The sequence below is a fragment of the Thiosulfatihalobacter marinus genome, from assembly GCF_016019955.1.
Taxonomy (GTDB): Bacteria; Pseudomonadota; Alphaproteobacteria; order Rhodobacterales; family Rhodobacteraceae; genus Shimia; species Shimia marinus_A.
Map to the genome: position 1 here is coordinate 1 of NZ_JAECRZ010000006.1, position 19117 is coordinate 19117.

Consider the following 19117-nt stretch of genomic DNA (forward strand, 5'->3'; position numbering starts at 1 on the left):
CGTTTCGCCATCTCGTATCCCTCCAAAAAGTTCGGGATACACCTTAGCTAACTGTCCGGATTTCCGGGACCACTTCAGACAATCGGAGATTTTGCGGATCAGGAACTGGACTCGGGGCACCAGATGGACCCCGGCCTTGATTGGGTCATCGTCGGCGGCGAGAGCGGCAAGCGCGCGCGCCCTATGCATCCTGACTGGGCGCGCGGCCTGCGGGATCAGTGTGCCGCCGCTGGGGTGGCGTTTTTCTTCAAGCAATGGGGTCAATACGCGCCTTGGGACGACGACAACTGGTCTCTGCCTGATGGATACGACGATGTTGTTTGCCATGAACGCGCATACAGGATGGGCGGTGTGGATTTTCTCAATGTCGGCAAGAAAGTCGCCGGTCGCCTGCTGGATGGCCGGGAATGGAGCGAGGTGCCGGGATGACCGAAGCCTACGCTCCCGACCCATTTGAGGGACTGGACCGCAAGGAGCGCCGCCGATTGGAGGTCGGAATAGATCGCGTGGTCGAAAAGGTCACGTCAAACGTGATCGTCCGCAAGTCGCCAAAGCACCTTCTGCGCGAGGTCTACATGGCGGGGCTATATCATGGGAGCCAAGCGGGGGAGGGGTGGCCGGAATGACAGCCGCACCCCGCCCATACACGCCCGACCAGCTGGCCGACCGCTGGGGTTGCTCTGGCGAGACAATCCGCGCCATGATCCGACGTGGCGACCTGCATGCTTTTCGAGTCGGTGGCCGGTTGCTGCGCATTGCTCAGGAAACAGTGGAGGCATACGAATGCGGGACTATCGAATCGGACGCCTCAAGGGACGCTTCGTCGTCATGTGGAACGAGGACGACGGACGCCGCCGCCGTTACCGTCTTGCGGCACACTCGCCAAAGGAAGCTGAGCGAGAAGCCCGCGACCTGATCTTGCGCATCTCCGCGCCGCCTGCGGGAATGACCGTGGCGCAAATATGGGAAGCGTATCAGGAGGAAATGAGCGGACGCCGCCAAGCCGCCAAGCTGGCGCAGACCGGCAAGAACGTACTGCCGGAATTCGGCCACCTCGCTGCCGCGCAGATCACCAAGGACGATTGCCGCGCCTACGTCGACCAGCGCCGCAGTCAGGGGCGCAAGGACGCGACCATCCGCACCGAACTGGGGTGCCTGCGCGCAGCGCTACTGTGGGCGCACAAGGCCGACCTGATCCACAAGGCTCCGTACATAGAGCGCCCCCCAGCCCCGCCACCGCGCGACCGCCACCTATCCCGCTCCGAAGTGTCCGCGCTCCTGGCATCCGCAATCGACCCACACATTCGCCTTGCAATGCTGTTGATGCTGACCACGGCAGGCCGATCCGGCGCCATCCTCGAATTGACGTGGGACCGGGTGGACCTCGACCGGCGCATTATCAAACTGGCGACGAATGACATAGGCCCGAAGAAGGGCCGCGCTACAGGAGGCGCAGCGGGCCGCGCTGAGCCGCTATGTGGTGGAGTGGGGCGGGCGCCGGGTAAAGTCGATCAAGACAGGCTTCAATGCCGCCGTGAAGCGCGCTGGAATCGCTCACTGCACCCCGCATGATCTGCGTCGCACAGCAGGCCGGTTCATGGCCGAAGCCGGAGTGCCGATAGAGGAAATCGCCCAGTATCTCGGGCACACGAACCCCAGCGTGACCCGCTCGACCTATGGTCAATTCAGCCCAGATTATCTGCGCCATGCAGCAGGTTCGCTTGAGTTCAACGAGCCGGTTTCGGTTCAACGAACCAGAAAGAAAACCCCATGAAAAACGCAAGTAATTGTTTTTGTGTGGTTATTTGGCGACCCCGGCAGGATTCGAACCTGCAACCTGCCCCTTAGGAGGGGGCTGCTCTATCCAGTTGAGCCACGGGGCCGTGCGGGATCGGTTTTAGACAGCATCTGCGAGATTGTCATGCCCGATCCGAAAAAAAATCCGATCGCGTGGCGGCGTCTGCGCGCTTGAACCTGCATCCATGTTCGCGATAACATCGGGGCAGGGATTTTTTCGGGGACATTCTCTTGGCCAATGACAACCGCTCTTTGACGCTGCGCGATGTATCCGAGGCTTCCGGCGTGTCCGAAATGACCGTCAGCCGCGTGCTGCGCAACCGCGGCGACGTTTCCGATGCCACCCGCGCCCGCGTGCTCAAGGCCGCGAAGGATCTGGGATATGTGCCCAACAAGATCGCCGGCGCGCTGGCCAGCCAGCGGGTGAACCTTGTGGCGGTGATCATTCCATCCCTGTCCAACATGGTTTTCCCCGAAGTGCTTTCGGGTATCAGCCAGACCCTGGAGGACACCGATTTGCAACCGGTGGTGGGCGTCACGGACTACCTGCCGGAAAAGGAAGAAAAAGTTCTTTATGAGATGCTGTCGTGGCGCCCTTCTGGCGTGATCATCGCCGGGCTGGAACATACCGATGCCGCGCGGGCCATGCTGAACGCAAGCGGCATTCCCGTGGTCGAGATCATGGACACCGACGGAGAGCCGGTTGACGCCATGGTCGGGATCTCGCACCGCCGTGCCGGGCATGAAATGGCCTCGGCCATCCTCAGCGCCGGGTATCGGCGGATCGCGTTTCTGGGCACCAAGATGCCGCTGGACCACCGGGCGCGCAAACGGTTTGAAGGTTTTACCGAAACCCTGGCCAAGGGCGGAGTGGAAGTATGCGAACGCGAATTCTATTCCGGCGGCTCCGCGCTTGCGAAGGGGCGCGAGATGACCCGCGCGGTGCTGGACCGGTCGCCGGATATCGATTTTATCTATTACTCCAATGACATGATCGGCGCCGGCGGGCTGTTGTACCTGCTTGAACAGGGTGTCGATATTCCCGGCCAGATCGGGCTTGCCGGTTTCAACGGGGTCGAGCTGTTGCAGGGTCTTCCGCGCCAGCTGGCCACGATGGATGCCTGCCGCCGCGAGATCGGCTGCCGGGCAGCCGGGATCATTGCCGCCCGCGTTGCTGGCGAGACACCGGAGGCAACCGTGGCGTTGACCCCGACGATCAGCTTTGGAGATACGCTGCGGCGCGGCTAGGCCGGCTCAGCCCTTGCGATCATACTTGGCGATCCGGTCTTCGGCAGCCCGCAGCGCCTTGCGGAAATGCGGCCCGCGACGACGCGCAAGCACGGCCCTGCAATAACGTGCCAGCAGCCGAGGGCGATTCAGCTTTTCCAGCGTTTGCAGCATCTCTTTCTGATAGCGTGGCGTATCGCGCCGCCGCCGCAGCAACGTATAAAAGTCCGACGCCGTCATCGTGCCCGCCACACAGCCCTCGATCACCGGCTTCAACACCCCCATCTGCAACCACAAGGATGCGATCCGGTGCCCCATGAAACGGCAGCGGTACTTGTGCAGGTTGACCCCGCGAAACAGCGACGCATGCATGGCGTCCAGCGGCGCGCGCGGGTCATAAAACAGGTGCACCGCCCCGGCGCCCGCAACCATGTCGGGCGCATAGCCGTAGCGATCCGAATAATCGCGCCGCCACGCCTTGCGATAACGGGTTTCCCAGGGGGCCACCTCGCGATCCAGCGTGGCCTGCGGCGAGATGCAGATCACCGTGGCGCCCGGCGCCGCCGAAGAAAATACGGCGGCCGCATAGGCCCCCATCGACGCGCCATAAAAGATCACCTTGTCAAACCGCGCAAAGAACCCTTCTTCGCGCAAACGGTCAAAGAAATCATGCACATGACCATCGCGATACCAGGTCCAGTCATGTGCCATGAGGCCCAGCATCGACCAGCCGCGCGAGGTGACGAAATCGTAACCCCACGGCATCCGGTCTTGTGCATTCCCATATACGTGATCCAGATTTTCAAAGGTCACGATCAGGGTTTTGCCGCGCTCGACAAACAGCGCCGTATGCTGATCCCCCAAGGCTTCGTAAAATCCCTGTTCGGCGCCGATCTTTTGCAGATTGGCCTGCCACTCTGTCTGGGTCTGCCCTGCCGCGTCCTTCATGCTCATGCCGCCTCTGCCAGCTTCTGGCGCACGTCTTCATACATCTCGAAATCCGGACCGAAGGCGGCCTCGATATTGCGCCGGTCGGTGGCCGTCATGCCTTCGATCAGCTCGGCGCTTCTGGATTTGTGACCCAGCGAGGCGCGGGTGTCCTGCACCTCGGGATGCGCGACGTTGAAAACCCGCCGCACGATCCGGGACAACGCGCCACCAAGATCGGCCATGTCGCCGACAAAATCATAGCTGATGAAATCATAAGAGATCTCCAGCCGCTGGCTGCGCCAGTGCCGGTCCAGATCCCGTGCGGCCGGATCCTGTGCCATGATGTCCAGGAATTCCGACAAGGTCAGGTCACTGTCAGCGGGGCGTTTGAGATAACGCATCAGCCGGGTTTTCTGCTTTTCGCCCTTCACGATCTTGTCGGCAAAGGATGACACGGTGCGCGCCACCGGTTCGCGCACAATGGTAAAGCGGTACACCTGCTTGTCGGCCAGCGCCTCCATCACGCGGGGCATGGACAACCCCCGCGGCCCGGTCAGCAAAAGCGTATTGGGCGGCGTGTGGACCGATCCCATGTCGATACTGTCCGTGGTTTCCCCCTTTTGCTGCAACAGGTTGGCCATCAGCGTGGCCAGCACCGTGGTACATGCCGCCTTGTGGTTCTTCATGTACAAAAACGGCGTGCCAAAAACCGGGATGTTCACCAGTTGCAGAAAATGGCGCTGGTGCGGATAATTGTCCAGGATGCGGGGCCGATACTCCATCTCAGCCCTCGCGAAACAGGCGGGGGGCCGCCGCGATCAACTTGTCCCGACACTCTTTGATGAACCCTTTTTCCACAAGGTAATCGCGCGAAATCTTGGTGATCGACGCCTCCCCTTTCAGCGATTCAATGGCGATCTTTGCCTGAAACTCGGGGTCATCCACCGGCGCCTTGTTGTTGACCACGCGCGCCGGGATCGGCGCCGCGTCAGGATCGATGCCGTGCTTGAGCATCACCTCGTGCAGGAACGATCCGCGCCGGGGACGGTTGTTTTCCTTTTCCTGAAGCCGCGGTTTCATCCGGCGCGCCCAGAAATGCACGCCCCTGGTGTCTTCGGTGAACCAGTCATTCATGTCGAACTTGCTCTGGAACATCTTGTTCCTGTCCCTGAAGCTGACGGGGTAAAACGCCTCGACCGGCTCGGCATACTTGATCTCGCCCGATTGCCTGAGGAAATACGTCACCGCCGCCGGGCCGGTGAATCCCCAGTTCTGCGCCGTCATATGCACCGGGTTCCCGGCGTCTTTCTCGGCCTGCAACTCTTTCTGCTGCCAGGGGCGCAGCCATGGGCCGATGGCATATTCATCCTCGAAAAACGCCAGCATCGCGTTCAGCGCGCCCGAGGTTTTCGGCAAGCCAAGCACCGCATTGCAGACCAGATCGTCCTTTTCCCAGCCAAACACCGATTTTCGGGAAAAATTGAACGGGCGGTAACAGTAAATATCCGCGTCCACCCAGATCTTGTCAGTCTTCCTGAGCAGGTTCAGGCGCCACAGGTCGGCATGAATCGCCGGGCTGCCGGTGCGAACATGGCGGTACATCGGATCACCCGGAAATATCTCGGCCGCATCGGCGGTGTGCACGCCTTCGGGCACGTTGGGAATTTCCTCATAGCTGTACAGCGTCGTGTGATGGCCCGCGTCGGCAAAGCTTTTCAGGCAAAGCTGTTCCAGCCAGCTCAGCTGTCCGCCGATCCACAGCGATGCAATCTCGGGGAGTTTGGCCATGTTGCCTGCCCTTTGTTCTTGATTTGAAAACAGTTTACCGGTTTGCGGGGGGTTTGTCTCTGAATTTTGCAACCAAACGCGGGGGGGGGTCAGTGCGCCGTTTCCTGCTTGTCCACGGTGAAAAAGAAATCATCCGGCAGGTCGCGTTCCACCACCCAGTCGGGGATCACCTCGGGACCGGCCAGAAACACGTTGGCCCCGAAATGCGGGTGCAGGCGTGCCAGCTTTTCCATGCGCGGTCCGGTCAGTTCGGCGTAGAAATTCGCGTAGTTGTCGGTCTCTCTCAACGCGTCGATCTTGGCCCGGTGCCGGTCCACGCTGAAGGCATGCGCCTCGGCAATCTCGGGGTCGGCCAAAAGCCGGTCCATCTCGGCCTGCATCATGGGGATCATGCGCTGGATCGACGTATCCTCATCCACGTTGTTGTTCATGCGGAACCAATAGGCCAGCCCCTGATCCCGATCGACATGGTTCACCCGCCCCCGGTCACGTTTGACCAAAAAGCTTTCGGCCGAGCGCACGGCATAGTGGTTGAGCTGCACCAGATCATAGCCCACCGTTTCGGTGGTCGAGCGCCAGGCATTGCGGTACATGTCCTTGGGCAAAGGTTGTCCAGAGCCGTTCACCCAATTGATTTCGTTCCATAATTGCGGGTTCAGCCCCTTGGGGCGATGCACGCCCAGCTTCTTGAACAGGCCGATATTGCGATACAGTGTCTTGAACCCCCAGGCCTGATGCGGCTTGCGCGTTATTTCATGGGCACAGCGCGTGAATTGGGCGATCAGCGGTTCGTCGGCATAGCCGTGCACATCCGAATTGCCGAACAAACGCCATGTACAGGAAATCAGGTTGGCATCGGGAACCGCGCCAAACAGCGCCCTGAGCGTGCCGTCGCCCACCTTGATGTTGATGAACTCATCCACGTCCATCGAAATCACCCAGTCGGCATCCCTGACCACGGCTTCCTTTTCTCCGGCCTGCAAGGCCGCGTGCTGGGGTTTCAGGCCAGTGCCCTTGAACGGGTTCTCGCGATGCTGGACATAGCCCTTGTCCTGCAACAGGCGCAGGAACGAGTCGGTGCCGTCATTGCAATCATTGGTGTAGACCAGCACATCCTTGACCCCGATGGCCCGGTGATAGGCCAGCCATTCAAGGATGAACGGGCCCTCGTTCTTCATGCAGGTGATGATCGTCACGTCATTGCTGTCGGGATCCACCCTGGGTTTGGGGATCTCGGGCATCCGCACCGGCTTGTGATCAAACACGTTTTCGGCCAGCTCCAGCAGCGCAGGCTCTTCGATCAGCGCGGTCTTGGGGACGATTTTCGAAACCGTGTCGGTCGGGTGGCGCAGCCCCATGCAACGATAGACTTGAACCCAGTCCTGAGGCCCCGGCGGCGCGCCGACAATCCGCACCAGCCGCCAGACCGTATTCGGCCCGGCCTTTTGCGGCGCCACGCACCAGCGTCGGCGCATCTTGGTGGCGTCGAACTGTACGCAGATATGATCGCCAAAGCCGGTTTCGTCATCATTGCGCACCCGCCAGGGATAACAATGCCGGCCCACAAGCGAAACCGTGCCCGACGGCGCGTTGACCGCCGCGTCAAAGGCGGTCTGCCCGGTGACGGTTTCCCCCCTGCGCGTGGTCAGCAGGTCGCAAATATCCAGCAGCGCCACGGCGCGGGCGCGGTCCAGAAACCGCCGCCGCATCATCTCGAATATCTGCAACTCGCCCAGCGGCGAATCCCAGGGAGAGGCATCAGGTACGTCCATCCGGTCTTTGCCCGGCGCGTCGGGCGCGTTGAACGGGTGGTGTTCGGGCGGCAGATCATGCTGGCCCAGCGGCATGTCGCCATGCACCAGAACCACCTGTTCCAGCCCCTTGATCTTCTTCACCCCGGCCTTCAGCCCTTCGGCAAAAGCCAGGGCATCATCCGGCCGCGCCCGATCCAGGATCAGCGCCGCCTGCATCCCGTGATGCCCGGCGTGATAGCGCAGCCAGTCCAGCGTGACCGCCAGCGTTTCGCCGTTGCGAATGGCAAGGGCCGTGTTCAGCCCGGCAAACAGGCCGGTCTCTTCGCTGGTGACAGCCAGGCGCTCGGTCTGGCCGCCAAGGCTCAGCACCGGGGCGTCGCCCGCATGGCTCAGATCGGCAATCAGCCCGTTGCCGACACTGCGCAGATTGTTCAGCTCGGTTCCCGCCCCCGCCGTGATCGCGGCGGGTGGTGTGCCGGTGGCGAAATAGGCCACGGCCTGCCCCTGGCCCACACCCACCACATCCAGAACCCGCAGGCCACCGATATCGCGATGCTGAAAGGAACGGCTTTGAAACTTGGCCTGGCCCATGCCGGTGCGACCCCTGCTCGAAATGTGTTTGCCCGGTTCAGCCGGGGTTCTTGTTGGCCTCTTGATACCACCGAACCAGTTGGCGCTGCAAACGCTGTGGCAGCACCGCGCTGCCCCCGGCCACAAGAATCTGTGTCATCAGCGTTTGATACCCGGGTTGCCTGACCAGTTCGTTAAACCGTGACTGATGCCATGCCACCGCCTGCGCGTGCAGCGCGGCCACCCCCGGCAAGGCGCGCAGCCTGCGCTCCTGGGCTTGCGTCGCCGGGCGCATCCGCGCAATCGAGGTGTCGGCCACGGTGTTGAAATTGCGCTCAGTCCAATAGGCAAGATCCACCGGCTTGTGCGTTCGGTTGGGCAGGCCGCGATCGCATTTCAGCACGAACCCGGCCGCCGAGCGCACCGCGTAATGGTTCAGTTCCACCAGGTCCCGCGCCACGCCCAGATCATACAGCGCAAGCCGCTGCGGCGCGCGCGCCAGGATCGGGTGCATCGGGCGCCCCGATCCGTCGACGAATTGCGGCAGATCCGCTTTTTCGGGGTCTTTCTGCCGGGGCCGGTGCACGCCCAGCTGGTTGAACGGACCCTTGGCGCGGAACAATGTCTTGAACAGGCCGGCGGCGATGGGAAACTGCATGTCCGGCGGCGCGGCACGGGTGAATTGCTCTGTCACCGGGGCGTCGCGGATATCGACCACGCCGTTATGCCCGAACAACCGCCAGGGCAGCACGATGGCATCGGTGGTTTCGGGCACCCTCGCCAGCAGGGCGGGGATATCGTGGCCGTCGACGTGGATGTTCAGGAACTCGTCCACATCCGACACCAGAATCCAGTCCGCCGTCTTGCGCAGATCATGCCGCCAGGCCAGCCGCAGCGCCTGCCACTGGATCGACCTGTTGCGCCTGGGTTCATGCGGCACATGGGTGATGATCCCGGCCTGGTCCAGCGCCTGCAAAAGATCATGCGTACCGTCATCGCAATCGTTGGAACAGATCAGGAAATCCGTGACCCCGGCCGCCCGGTGATGGGCGATCCATTCCACAAGATAGGGGCCTTCATTGCGGACCGTTGTCACACTGAGAACGCGCAAGGGGGTGCCTCGTTGCTGGCTTCATGCGTCTTGCTAACACGGGAACCGGGGCGCGCGCACCCGTTTGCCCGCGCCCCGGACGCGATTGAGTCCTGCGGGTGACACCTGGGCGCGCGCTGGCCGCGCGGCTCAGGGTGCCGCCGCCCAAAGTTCGACTTCGACAACGAATTCCGGTCGGGTAAACCCCGATACGATCAGCAGGGTGGACCCCGGCAAAGCGGCATTCTCTGCCAGAAAGGCGTCACGGGCCGCCATATAGCCCGCCATGTGGTGGCGGGCGGTGACATAGGCGGTTACATGCACCACATGTTCCGGCCTCATCCCGGCCTCGGCCAGAATATGACGGATATTGGCGAAACAGATATCGGCCTGGGCGCGGGCGCCATCGGGCACGCGGCCATCCGGGGCCAGACCCAACTGGCCCGAAACCCGCACCAGCCGGTGCCCGGCGGGGATCTCCACACCATGGGAATACCGGGCGAAGGGCGGGGCAATGGCGGCAGGGGCAAGCGGGCGCATCGGGTCTCTTTCGTCAGGGGCGTTCCACCTCAGACTTGCATTCCGGCGCATGGCTTGTAAATTGAGGATCATCTCTGGCACAGACATAGGGCCACGCACATCCCAACCGGGTGACGCGTGGCTTTTGCGTTCCTGGCCATGCCCGCCCCGACATGAAAGGCTGGCCCATGCAGGGATATTGGTCCGACATCACGGCACCGCGGTTTCGCGACCTGCCCGCCGACATGATCGCGGTTCTGCCGCTGGGCGCCACCGAACAGCACGGGCCGCACCTGCCGGTGTCGGTGGACAGCGATCTTGTCGAGGCGGTGCTTGCACGCAGCCTGCCGCACTGGCATCGCGACACGAACGCGCTGATCCTGCCCACCCTGCGCGTGACCCGAAGTACCGAGCACGCCGCCCATCCCGGCACGCTCAGCCTGTCGGCAAACACGCTCCTGGCCATGCTGGGCGATATCGGCGACAGCGTGGCGCGTGCGGGCATCACCCGGCTGGCAATGCTGAACGGGCATGGCGGCAATACGGCGGTGCTGGACATCGCGGCCCGGGATATGCGGGTGCGGCACGGCATGATCACCGCCCATGGCAGCTGGTTCTCCTTTGCCGAATGGGACGGGGTGATGGGGGCCGACGCCCTGCGCCATGATCAGCATGGCGGCGACAGCGAAACCAGCCCTATGCTGGCCGTGCGGCCCGATCTGGTCGATATGGCCGCCGCCGCCGATTTCCGCTCCAAAAGCCGCAAATGGCAGGACGAACAGCACTGGATCGGCCTGAACGGTCAGGCCATGCGCCCCGGCTGGGTGATCGACGATCTGCACCCGGCGGGCGCCTGTGGCGATGCCTCGGTCGCGACCGCCGACAAGGGCCACGCCGCGCTGGACAGCGCCGCGCGCAATTTTGCCGCCTTCCTGCGTGAATTCGCGCGTTTCGATCCGGCAGAGTAAGGCGCGGCTGATGACCATGCTGATCCCCGACATTGCCCTGCCGCGCGCGCTGATCCGCGATGCGGCCCAGTTTCGCGGGCATGTCCACCGCGACTGTGTCACTGGCGATCTGGTGCTGCGCCGGGGGCGTGTGGTGGGGATGCGCTCCGGCCAAGCCGCGCCCGGCACCTGCCGGCTGATATTTCCCGCGCTGACGGAGCCGCATTGCCACCTGGACAAATGCCACAGCGTCGGGCGGCTGGAGCAGCGGGGCGGCGATCTGTCAGCTGCCATCCAGGCCCAGCACCGCGACAAGGCAAACTGGAGCGCCGACGACATCCGTGCCCGTGCCCTGCGTGGACTGGCCGAGGCAAACGCTGCCGGCGTGGCCACTCTGCGCAGCCATGTCGATTGGGGCAGGGACGCGGAACCGCCGCTGGCCTGGCATGTGTTGCTGGAACTGGCGCAGGCCGCGCCGCTGACCATGCAACTGTCGCCGCTGACCGGTATCGATCAGATGGCCGATCCCGATTTTTCCGAAACCGTCGCCCGTGCCGTGCCCGAAGGCCATGCGATTGGCGCGATGGTGCTGGGGCACCCCCATATGCGCGCCGGGCTACGCAGCCTGTTCGCCGCCGCCGCGCGGCATGATCTGGCGGTGGATTTCCATGTCGATGAATCGCTGGACCCGGACATGAACGGGCTGGAAGCCATCGCCGATCTGGCGCTGGAAACCGGGTTCGGGGGGCCGATCCTGTGTGGCCATGCCGTCAGCCTTGCCACCCGCCCGCCAAAGGATTTCACCCGAATCGCTGACAAGCTGGCCCGCGCCGGTATCGCCATTGCGGCCCTTCCGGCGACAAATCTTTACCTTCAGGGCCGTGCGCCCCACGTCCCGGCAGCGCGCGGCCTGACACCCCTGCGCGCGCTGTCGGCGGCCGGGGTGCGGGTTGTGGTGGGCACCGACAATGTGCGCGATGCCTTTTGCCCGGTGGGGCGACACGATCCGCTGCGCGCGCTGGAACTGGCGGTGCTGTCAGCGCAGCTTGATCCGCCGCTGGGCCGCTGGCTGTGCGCGATCACCACCGACGCCCGCGCCGCTCTGGGCATGAACCCCGGACCGATCGACGGCGCCCAGCTTCACGATCTTCGGGTCGCGCAGGGGCATGACCCTGCCGCCATGATCGGCGGTGCGCCCCACAAACCCGCCACGGACCTTTTGGAGGAACTTCCCCGATGACCAACAGCATTTCCGGCAAGACCGGTATCGACTGGGCCGCCTTTGCCGCCGAACTGGCCCCGGTGGACACGATTTCCGAACCGGTCCTCGTCAAGAAACGGTCGCGCGATTTCTTCTGGTATTCACCGATCCTGAACGCCCAGCTTCGGCGCAGCTTCGGCGATCTGGTCGCCCTGCCCAAATCCGCATCCGAAATGGCCCATTGCCTGAAGACAGCCCATGCCCATGACGCCCCGGTCGTGCTGCGCGGCGGCGGCACCGGCAATTATGGTCAGGCCGTGCCGCTGGAGGGCGGTCTGATCATCGAAACCACCGCGATGAACCGGATTCTGGAGATCGGGGACGGCCATGTCACCGCCCAGGCCGGCGCCAATATCCAGGCGGTCAACGCCGCGCTGCACGCACAGGGGCAGGAACTGGCGATCTTCCCTTCGACCCAGGACATTGCCACCATCGGCGGGTTTGTCGCGGGTGGCTCTTCGGGGATCGGCTCGGTCGCGCAGGGGATGTTGCGCGATCCCGGCAATATCCTGTCGCTCAGGGCCATGTCCGTCACCGATGACCCGCAGGAGCGGCTGTTCAAGGGCGACGATGTCAACCAGATCCACCATGCCTGGGGCATGAACGGGGTCATCACAGAGGTCACGTTGCGCACCGTGCCGCACCGCGACCGGATCGGTTGCATGGCTACGTTCGACACCTATCGCCAGGCCTATGCCGCCGGGTTCGCGCTGGCGCGCGCGCCCGATATCGCGCCCAGGCTGGTTTCGACGGTCGATGCCCGTATCTGCGAATATTTTCCACGGCTGACCGGCCATATCCGCCCCGAAAAGCACTTGCTTGTGTCGCTGGTTCCGGCCGAAGACATGGCCGCGTTCCGCAACCTGATCGCCAACCGGGGCGGCCATGTCGATCTGGCAATGTCGGGCGCCGAACTGAAGGCGGCAAACCTGCCGCATGTGTTCGCGTTTTCCTACAACCACACCACGTTGCAGGTGCTCAAGGCCGACCGCGGCGCCACCTATTTGCAGGTTGGCTGCCCGGTGCCGCCCGATCCCGACGCCATCGCCCGCCTCCGGCCCCAACTGGGCAGCGATGTCTGGCAGCACCACGAATATTCGCTGATCGATGGCCAGATCGTCACCTTCGACCTGCCGATCGTCTGGTTCAGCACCCGGGATCGTCTGCACGAGATCGAAGCCATATATGAAAGCAACGGGTTCACCGTGTACGATGCCCATACCTTCATGGTCGAAGGTGGCGGGCTCAAGAACGCGGATTACCGCCACCTTGCCTGGAAAAAGCGGATGGATCCGAAGGGGCTTCTCAATCCGGGAAAATCCCGCGAATGGGCCCGGGTCAAGGACATGTCTCCCGAGGAGATCGAGGCCATGATCGCCGATTAGGTCCATCGGGTGTCGGCAGGAAAAGCAGCGCCGCTGACCCGGTGCCCCGCGCGTTTTTGCCCAAATGCGACCCCGGGTGTCGAATATGGCCCTCGTAGGGTCGGATTCGGACCAGAGGAATCGCAGTGGGCTGAACCTATGATTACGCATGCAATTGCATCCGCACCCAGACCGGCCCCCTTTTGGGCAACACTCACGCCCAACCGGGCTATTGGCCGCCCGCGATTGGCCGCTCCTCACAAAAAAATGCTCAGTTTCCTGTTGCAACCGGACGGGTCGCTGTGGCTGGATGAGAGAGGTTGAAAGCGAGGATCGTGTTGAAATGCCGTGCAAGGCCCGAATACCGGGCGCTTTGGCGACCGGGACACACCGGCACACCACCGAACAGCGGCCATCGGGGCTGCCGAACAGATAAGCAGGTCAGCTGCAATACGGGGCTTGCCCCAAAGAACCAACAGAGAGGAAAATCATGACTTTTTTCAAACGTAACGGACAGCCGCTGCCGGACGTGATCGTCAATCAGGCCGACAAGGTCGGGGACGATGCCGTCAGCCGCCGCGAATTCCTGGCACTGGCCAGCACGTTCGGCGCTACCGCCGCCACGGCCTATGGCATGCTGGGCATGGCCGCGCCGGCCCGCGCCGCAAGCGACGGCATGATGGGCGGCACGGTGCGCATCCAGCAGGAAGTGCGCGCGCTCAAGGATCCGCGCACCTATGACTGGTCGCAGATTGCCAACTTCTCGCGCGGGTGGCTGGAATATCTTGTCACCTATGAAAACGACGGCACGTTCCAGCCCTCGCTTCTGGAAGGCTGGGACATCAATGACGACGCCACCGAATACACGCTGAATGTCCGCAAGGGCGTGAAATGGAACAATGGCGATGATTTCACCGCCGAGGACGTGGCCCGCAATATCGCGATGTGGTGCGAAAAGGATGTCGAGGGCAACTCGATGGCCGGCCGTTTCGCCACCCTGATCGACGCCGATACCGGCAAGGCGATCGAAGGCAGCATTCAGGTGGTCGACAGCCATACCGTCAAGCTGATGCTGCCCAAGCCGGACATTTCGCTGATTGCGGGTATGGCCGATTATCCCGGCGCGGTGGTGCACAGCTCGCATGATCCCAACAACATGCTGACCAACCCGATCGGCACCGGCCCGTATCTGCCGGAAAGCATGGAAGTGGGCGTCAAGGGTGTGCTGGTGCGCAACGAGAACCACACCTGGTGGAACGAAGGCAACGGCGCGTGGATGGACCGTATCGAATATGTCGATTACGGCACCGATCCGGCGGCCTGGGTTGCCGCGGCCGAGGCCGAAGAAGTGGACATGCTGTATTCGGTTGACGGTGAGTTCATCGACATCATCAGCTCGCTGGATGACTGGAACGAGAACGAAGTGGTGACAATGGCCACCATCGTGATCCGCCCCAACCAGCTTGCCGAGGTGGACGGCGTCAAGCCCTATGCCGACAAGCGCGTGCGTCAGGCCATTGCGATGGCGGTGGACAACAACGTTCTGCTGGAATTGGGCTATGACAACCGCGGGGTTGTGGCACAGAACCACCATGTCGGTCCGGCGCATCCGGAATTTGCCGATATCGGCCTGCCCAAGCACGATCCCGCGGGCGCCAAGGCGCTTCTGGACGAGGCGGGCATGGGCGATTTCGAGATGGAAATCATCTCGATCGACGACGCGTGGCGCAAGAACACCACCGACGCCGTTGCCGCCCAGCTGCGCGACGCCGGGTTCAACATCAAGCGCACCGTGCTGCCCGGCAACACGTTCTGGAACGACTGGGCGAAATACCCGTTCAGCTCGACCAACTGGAACCACCGTCCGCTGGGTGTCCAGATCTGGGCACTGGCCTACCGCACCGGTGAGGCCTGGAACGAATTCGGCTATTCCAACCCCGAGTTCGACGCCAACCTGGAAATGGCGCTGGCCACGGCGGATGTCGAAAAGCGCCGCGCTCTGATGATGAAGGGCGAGATGATGCTTCAGGAGGACGGCGTCACCATTCAGCCCTACTGGCGTTCGCTTTACAACCACACCAAGACAGGTCTGGAAGGGGGGGCGCACCATATCACCTTCGAGATCCGTCCGGCGCAGCTGCGCTGGACCTGATCCAGCAAAACAAGACCCTGCGGGCCGCCTTTGGGCGGCCCGTTTTCATGAAAGGTGCCGCCAATGGATATGATCCTGCTCGCGCAAACCGTTTCGCTGGCGCTTCCGGCCCTGTGGCTGGCGCTGGGGATGCGGGACAATATCCTTCACCCCAGCGTGAATGAGACCTTCACCGCACAGGTGATGACGCTGGATCGGATGAAGACGGATTTCCCCGAGCAATACGCACGCCTGGCCCATCGCGCGGTCCCGCAGCGGTCGTACCAGCGCACGGCCTTTCGGCTGGCGATACTGGGCGAAGGTCTGGCGCTGATCCTGCTTTGGACCGGCGTCGTTCTTATGGGGCTGGCGTTGTTTGGATCCGTCCCAGTGTCCAGCGCCAGATCCGTCGCCATTCTGGGCGCCCTGACTTTCACCTGTGTCTGGGCCGGCTTTCTGATCGTCGGAGAGCATTTTGCCTATTGGTTTTGCCATGACGGCGCACAGAACACCCATTTCCAGATGGTGCTCTGGGGGTTGGGGAACATGATCTTCCTGAGTCTGTGACCGGCACGGGCGCGCGACAGCCGCCTTGTATCCACCTTTCGGCGTACTAGCCGTTCCCGGCCAGACAGGTGGCAAACTGATCCGCCATCTGCTCTATCAGCCGCAGATACAGCTGCGGGCCGGGGCCCTGATCGATGCCGGTCGGGTCCAGCGTGGCGGTGGGGATCTCCGCGCCACCCGTGACCGCCTGTGATACCTTGTCGTTGACCTGCGCTTCGGTGAACAGACATTCCACCGGCGCACGCTCCAGTTCGGCGCGCAGCGCAGCCAGCCGGGCGGCGCTGGGTTGGGTGGCGTCGCTTTCCAGCAGGGCGCCTGTTGCCCGAAGGCCAAAGCGGGTCTCGAAATACTGATAGGCATCGTGAAACACCAGGAACCGCTTGTCTTTCAGCGGCGCCATGGTGGCCTGGGTCCGGGCCGTCAAATCGGACAGCGCCGCCTGAAGCAGCTGGGCATTCGTGTCATAGATCGTGGCATTGGCGGGATCCATCCGGGCCAGGCGGGTGGCGATGACCTGAACCCACACCTGGGCGTTTGCCGGGTCAAGCCAGGCGTGTGGATCAAGCCCTTCGTCATGGATGCCGCCATCATGCTCGCCTTGTTCATGACCACGATCCTCTGCGCTGAACACTGCCGCATCGTCATAGTTGTAACGGACCGTATCGGGCAGGCTCAGAAGAGCGATCTGCCCGGCGTCACGGGCCAGCCGGGCGATGGTGTCACCCAGTGTCGGGGTCAGTGCCGGCCCGACCCACACGACCAGATCGGCATCTTGCAACGCGCGCGCGTCGGACGGGCGCAAGGCATAGTCATGCGGCTCACTGCCCGGAGGGATCAGCAGGTCGGGCGTTCCGACCCCCTGCATGAGGTCGGCGACCAATGAATGCACCGGCGCAATGTCCGTTACAACCTTGGGCATTTCGGCCAGAACGGCGTTGGGCAAAAACAGCGCGATGGTCATCAATCGGGCGATCAGGGTCATGGCACGGTCCTGCGGGTGTGGCGGTGAATTTTCGCACTGGCTCTAGTCGAAATGTTATACTATATCAAGCCCCATTGACGAGGATATTGATGACCAGGATCGGCTTTGAAACCCATGATCATACCGCCTGCATCGCTGGCAGCATGGCAGCGACAGAGGCGGCCTGTATCGAACGTGGCCTGCGCCTGACCAGGGGGCGGCGGCGCGTTCTGGAAATCCTGCTGGAAGAACACCGGGCCATGGGCGCGTATGACATATTGGGGTTGATGGCCGATGAAGGTTTCGGCGCGCAGCCGCCGGTTGTCTATCGCGCGCTCGACTTTCTGGTAGGCAACGGGTTTGCCCACAGGATCGAGCGGCTGAACGCCTATGTCGCCTGTACCCACCCCACCGACGATCATGCGCCGGTGTTCCTGATCTGTCGCATCTGCGGCGCCGTGGCCGAAACCGGCCTGCCGACCAGGACCAGCCTGGGCACCGCCGCGCGGGCCGCGGGCTTTGCCATCGAAAGCACCGTGATCGAGGCCGAGGGCCTGTGCCCCGCCTGTCAGGAGACCGCCCCGGAATGAGCCTGATCACCGTCAGCAAACTTGGCAAGGCCCACGGGGCGCATCAGGCGCTGGCGGAAGTCGACATGACCATCGACAAGGGCGAGATCGTTACCATTGTCGGCCCGAACGGCTCTGGCAAGACCACGCTTTTACGCTGTATTATCGGGGCGTTACGCCCGGACAGCGGCAGCGTTTCCCGTGCCCCGGGCCTGCGGATCGGGTATGTGCCCCAAAGCCTGGCGATTGATCCCACGCTGCCTTTGACCGTGAACCGGTTCCTGTCTTTGCCACGCCGTCGCACCCGGCCCGCGATTGGCGCGGCTCTGGCGCGCGCCGGGGTGCCGGGGCTGGAAGAGCGGCAGATGTCGGCGCTGTCGGGTGGCCAGTTCCAGCGCGCCCTGCTGGCGCGGGCCCTGCTGGAAGAACCCGACCTGCTGATCCTGGACGAACCCACCACCGGGCTGGATCAGCCCGGCGCGGCGGACCTGTATCGCCAGATCGAGCAGGTCCGTACCCAGACCGGCGCGGCGGTTCTGATGGTCAGCCATGACCTGCATGTGGTGATGAGCGCCAGCGATCGGGTGGTGTGCCTGAACGGGCATGTCTGCTGTCACGGCACGCCGGAAACGGTTGCCTCTGCGCCGGAATACCGGGCGCTGTTCGGCACCGGCACCCATGGCGCGCTGGCGCTCTACCGACATGCGCATGACCATCACCACCACCATGATCACGGCGCGTTGGATGATCCCCATGCTTGACGATTTCCTGATCCGCGCCGGGCTGGCCGGGATCGGTGTGGCGCTGGCTGCCGCGCCACTGGGCTGTTTCGTGGTCTGGCGCCGGATGGCCTATTTCGGGGATGCCACGGCCCATGCCGCGATCCTGGGCGTGGCGCTGTCGCTGGCGCTGGGAACCTCTGTTTTCACAGGGGCGCTGGCGATTGCGCTGGTGATGGCGGTGGCCGTGTCCAACCTGAGCGGGCGCGGCTATGCGATGGACACGCTGCTGGGGGTGGCGGCGCATTCCGCGCTGGCCTTCGGGCTTGTGGCGGTCTCGTTTCTGCAAGGTGTGCGGGTTGATCTGATGGCCTATCTGTTCGGGGATATCCTGGCCGTTGGCAAGACCGATCTGGCGGTGATCTGGGGCGGGGCGGGGCTTGTTCTGGGCCTGATGGCCTGGCGTTGGCAGGGGCTGTTGACCGCCACGCTGAACCCCGATCTGGCCTATGCCAGCGGGATCGACCCAAGGCGCGAACAGATGGTGCTGGCGCTGTCGCTGGCGCTGGTGGTGGCGGTGGCGATCAAGGTGGTGGGGGCCTTGTTGATCGTGGCGCTGCTGATCATTCCGCCCGCCGCGGCGCGGGCGCTGGCGCGCGGCCCCGAGGCCATGGCGCTGGGTGCCGCCGGGGTCGGTGCGGCGGCGGCGATGGCGGGGCTGTGGGTGTCCTATATGTATGACACCCCGGCGGGACCATCGATCGTAAGCGCGGCGGCAGTGATCTTCGGGTTGACCAATATCGCGGCGCGAATCGGGTTAACGCGCTGATTTTCATGAATAACCCGTTTCGGCAACGCGTCGGTATCACGTCGGTTCCGCATCGGTCCCGATTGGCAAAATCCCGGCCTTGACGCAGCGCGCG

The 19117-nt window shown here is 63.3% G+C and carries 20 protein-coding genes, 1 tRNA gene and 1 pseudogene; 14 read left to right on the plus strand and 8 right to left on the minus strand.

What is annotated here, in order from left to right; translation table 11 throughout:
* The first annotated feature begins 123 nt into the window (after positions 1-123).
* The 5 genes and pseudogenes from I3253_RS10415 to I3253_RS20445 all read left to right on the plus strand — a co-directional run bounded on the left by I3253_RS10415 (position 124) and on the right by I3253_RS20445 (position 1774).
* A complete protein-coding gene (locus I3253_RS10415; RefSeq protein WP_197917609.1) occupies positions 124-429 on the plus strand; it encodes a DUF5131 family protein in 306 nt (101 codons plus the stop codon).
* Positions 426-626 (plus strand): hypothetical protein, encoded by a 201-nt coding sequence (locus I3253_RS10420; protein WP_197917610.1) that lies wholly within the window; start codon positions 426-428, stop codon positions 624-626. Before I3253_RS10415 ends, I3253_RS10420 begins: the two co-directional genes overlap by 4 nt.
* A pseudogene (locus I3253_RS20730) lies at positions 623-769 on the plus strand (helix-turn-helix domain-containing protein); the annotation flags it as partial. The gene I3253_RS10420 and the pseudogene I3253_RS20730, both read left to right, overlap by 4 nt.
* A gap of 14 nt (positions 770-783) precedes the next feature.
* Positions 784-1572, plus strand: a complete 789-nt coding sequence (locus I3253_RS10425) for a site-specific integrase (protein ID WP_232236969.1) — start codon at positions 784-786, stop codon at positions 1570-1572.
* A complete protein-coding gene (locus tag I3253_RS20445; protein ID WP_332255677.1) occupies positions 1535-1774 on the plus strand; it encodes a tyrosine-type recombinase/integrase in 240 nt (79 codons plus the stop codon). The genes I3253_RS10425 and I3253_RS20445 overlap by 38 nt, the downstream gene beginning before the upstream one ends.
* Before the next feature lie 32 nt (positions 1775-1806).
* Here I3253_RS20445 and I3253_RS10430 read toward each other — a convergent pair.
* Positions 1807-1883 (minus strand) — tRNA-Arg (locus I3253_RS10430).
* 145 nt (positions 1884-2028) lie between these two features.
* Here I3253_RS10430 and I3253_RS10435 point away from each other — a divergent pair.
* Positions 2029-3045 carry a LacI family DNA-binding transcriptional regulator gene (locus tag I3253_RS10435; protein WP_197917611.1) on the plus strand — a complete coding sequence of 339 codons (1017 nt, stop codon included), beginning with the start codon at positions 2029-2031 and terminating at the stop codon, positions 3043-3045.
* A 6-nt stretch (positions 3046-3051) separates the two neighbouring features.
* On the opposite strand, the gene I3253_RS10440 is transcribed toward I3253_RS10435, so the two are convergent.
* From I3253_RS10440 to I3253_RS10465, 6 genes are all read right to left on the minus strand, one after another.
* The gene (locus tag I3253_RS10440) at positions 3052-3978 is read right to left on the minus strand and encodes a phosphoadenosine phosphosulfate reductase (protein WP_197917612.1); all 927 of its coding nucleotides are present in this window, start codon (positions 3976-3978) and stop codon (positions 3052-3054) included.
* Positions 3975-4736 carry a sulfotransferase family 2 domain-containing protein gene (locus I3253_RS10445; protein WP_197917613.1) on the minus strand — a complete coding sequence of 254 codons (762 nt, stop codon included), beginning with the start codon at positions 4734-4736 and terminating at the stop codon, positions 3975-3977. Before I3253_RS10445 ends, I3253_RS10440 begins: the two co-directional genes overlap by 4 nt.
* Position 4737: 1 nt before the next feature.
* The gene (locus I3253_RS10450; protein WP_197917614.1) at positions 4738-5742 is read right to left on the minus strand and encodes a hypothetical protein; all 1005 of its coding nucleotides are present in this window, start codon (positions 5740-5742) and stop codon (positions 4738-4740) included.
* 89 nt (positions 5743-5831) lie between these two features.
* Positions 5832-8087 (minus strand): glycosyltransferase family 2 protein, encoded by a 2256-nt coding sequence (locus I3253_RS10455; RefSeq protein ID WP_197917615.1) that lies wholly within the window; start codon positions 8085-8087, stop codon positions 5832-5834.
* A gap of 37 nt (positions 8088-8124) precedes the next feature.
* Complete coding sequence (locus I3253_RS10460) at positions 8125-9177, minus strand: glycosyltransferase family 2 protein (protein ID WP_197917616.1); 1053 nt, start codon at positions 9175-9177, stop codon at positions 8125-8127.
* 129 nt (positions 9178-9306) lie between these two features.
* Entirely contained in the window at positions 9307-9696 is a 390-nt protein-coding gene (locus I3253_RS10465) for a RidA family protein (protein WP_197917617.1), read from the minus strand.
* A gap of 167 nt (positions 9697-9863) precedes the next feature.
* Here I3253_RS10465 and I3253_RS10470 point away from each other — a divergent pair, with 167 nt between their 5' ends.
* The 5 genes from I3253_RS10470 (at position 9864) to I3253_RS10490 (ending at position 15945) form a co-directional block, all read left to right on the plus strand.
* Positions 9864-10643 carry a creatininase family protein gene (locus I3253_RS10470; protein WP_197917618.1) on the plus strand — a complete coding sequence of 260 codons (780 nt, stop codon included), beginning with the start codon at positions 9864-9866 and terminating at the stop codon, positions 10641-10643.
* 10 nt (positions 10644-10653) lie between these two features.
* A complete protein-coding gene (locus I3253_RS10475; protein WP_197917619.1) occupies positions 10654-11862 on the plus strand; it encodes an amidohydrolase family protein in 1209 nt (402 codons plus the stop codon).
* On the plus strand, positions 11859-13268 hold the full coding sequence (locus I3253_RS10480; RefSeq protein ID WP_197917620.1) for an FAD-binding oxidoreductase: 1410 nt from the start codon (positions 11859-11861) through the stop codon (positions 13266-13268). Before I3253_RS10475 ends, I3253_RS10480 begins: the two co-directional genes overlap by 4 nt.
* 469 nt (positions 13269-13737) lie before the next feature.
* Positions 13738-15399: an ABC transporter substrate-binding protein gene (locus I3253_RS10485; protein WP_197917621.1), complete on the plus strand. Its 1662-nt coding sequence runs from the start codon at positions 13738-13740 to the stop codon at positions 15397-15399.
* Between the two features lie 63 nt (positions 15400-15462).
* A complete protein-coding gene (locus tag I3253_RS10490; RefSeq protein WP_197917622.1) occupies positions 15463-15945 on the plus strand; it encodes a DUF2165 family protein in 483 nt (160 codons plus the stop codon).
* A 46-nt stretch (positions 15946-15991) separates the two neighbouring features.
* On the opposite strand, the gene I3253_RS10495 is transcribed toward I3253_RS10490, so the two are convergent.
* Complete coding sequence (locus I3253_RS10495) at positions 15992-16927, minus strand: zinc ABC transporter substrate-binding protein (protein ID WP_197917623.1); 936 nt, start codon at positions 16925-16927, stop codon at positions 15992-15994.
* An 89-nt stretch (positions 16928-17016) separates the two neighbouring features.
* On the opposite strand from I3253_RS10495, the gene I3253_RS10500 reads away from it, so the two are divergent.
* The 3 genes from I3253_RS10500 to I3253_RS10510 are packed head-to-tail and all read left to right on the plus strand — an operon-like array spanning position 17017 to position 19023.
* Positions 17017-17496 carry a transcriptional repressor gene (locus tag I3253_RS10500; protein WP_197917624.1) on the plus strand — a complete coding sequence of 160 codons (480 nt, stop codon included), beginning with the start codon at positions 17017-17019 and terminating at the stop codon, positions 17494-17496.
* Positions 17493-18236 carry a metal ABC transporter ATP-binding protein gene (locus tag I3253_RS10505; protein WP_197917625.1) on the plus strand — a complete coding sequence of 248 codons (744 nt, stop codon included), beginning with the start codon at positions 17493-17495 and terminating at the stop codon, positions 18234-18236. Before I3253_RS10500 ends, I3253_RS10505 begins: the two co-directional genes overlap by 4 nt.
* Positions 18229-19023: a metal ABC transporter permease gene (locus tag I3253_RS10510; protein ID WP_197917828.1), complete on the plus strand. Its 795-nt coding sequence runs from the start codon at positions 18229-18231 to the stop codon at positions 19021-19023. Before I3253_RS10505 ends, I3253_RS10510 begins: the two co-directional genes overlap by 8 nt.
* Positions 19024-19117 lie beyond the last annotated feature (94 nt).

Bases quoted from the DNA above. Each gene is read 5' to 3' on its own strand.
- I3253_RS10415 (WP_197917609.1), top strand. From the start codon at position 124: ATGGACCCCGGCCTTGATTGGGTCATCGTCGGCGGCGAGAGCGGCAAG.
- I3253_RS10420 (WP_197917610.1), top strand. From the start codon at position 426: ATGACCGAAGCCTACGCTCCCGACCCATTTGAGGGACTGGACCGCAAG.
- I3253_RS10425 (WP_232236969.1), top strand. From the start codon at position 784: ATGCGGGACTATCGAATCGGACGCCTCAAGGGACGCTTCGTCGTCATG.
- I3253_RS10440 (WP_197917612.1), bottom strand. From the start codon at position 3,978: ATGAGCATGAAGGACGCGGCAGGGCAGACCCAGACAGAGTGGCAGGCC.
- I3253_RS10445 (WP_197917613.1), bottom strand. From the start codon at position 4,736: ATGGAGTATCGGCCCCGCATCCTGGACAATTATCCGCACCAGCGCCAT.
- I3253_RS10450 (WP_197917614.1), bottom strand. From the start codon at position 5,742: ATGGCCAAACTCCCCGAGATTGCATCGCTGTGGATCGGCGGACAGCTG.
- I3253_RS10455 (WP_197917615.1), bottom strand. From the start codon at position 8,087: ATGGGCCAGGCCAAGTTTCAAAGCCGTTCCTTTCAGCATCGCGATATC.
- I3253_RS10465 (WP_197917617.1), bottom strand. From the start codon at position 9,696: ATGCGCCCGCTTGCCCCTGCCGCCATTGCCCCGCCCTTCGCCCGGTAT.
- I3253_RS10470 (WP_197917618.1), top strand. From the start codon at position 9,864: ATGCAGGGATATTGGTCCGACATCACGGCACCGCGGTTTCGCGACCTG.
- I3253_RS10475 (WP_197917619.1), top strand. From the start codon at position 10,654: ATGACCATGCTGATCCCCGACATTGCCCTGCCGCGCGCGCTGATCCGC.
- I3253_RS10480 (WP_197917620.1), top strand. From the start codon at position 11,859: ATGACCAACAGCATTTCCGGCAAGACCGGTATCGACTGGGCCGCCTTT.
- I3253_RS10485 (WP_197917621.1), top strand. From the start codon at position 13,738: ATGACTTTTTTCAAACGTAACGGACAGCCGCTGCCGGACGTGATCGTC.
- I3253_RS10490 (WP_197917622.1), top strand. From the start codon at position 15,463: ATGGATATGATCCTGCTCGCGCAAACCGTTTCGCTGGCGCTTCCGGCC.
- I3253_RS10495 (WP_197917623.1), bottom strand. From the start codon at position 16,927: ATGACCCTGATCGCCCGATTGATGACCATCGCGCTGTTTTTGCCCAAC.
- I3253_RS10500 (WP_197917624.1), top strand. From the start codon at position 17,017: ATGACCAGGATCGGCTTTGAAACCCATGATCATACCGCCTGCATCGCT.
- I3253_RS10505 (WP_197917625.1), top strand. From the start codon at position 17,493: ATGAGCCTGATCACCGTCAGCAAACTTGGCAAGGCCCACGGGGCGCAT.
- I3253_RS10510 (WP_197917828.1), top strand. From the start codon at position 18,229: ATGCTTGACGATTTCCTGATCCGCGCCGGGCTGGCCGGGATCGGTGTG.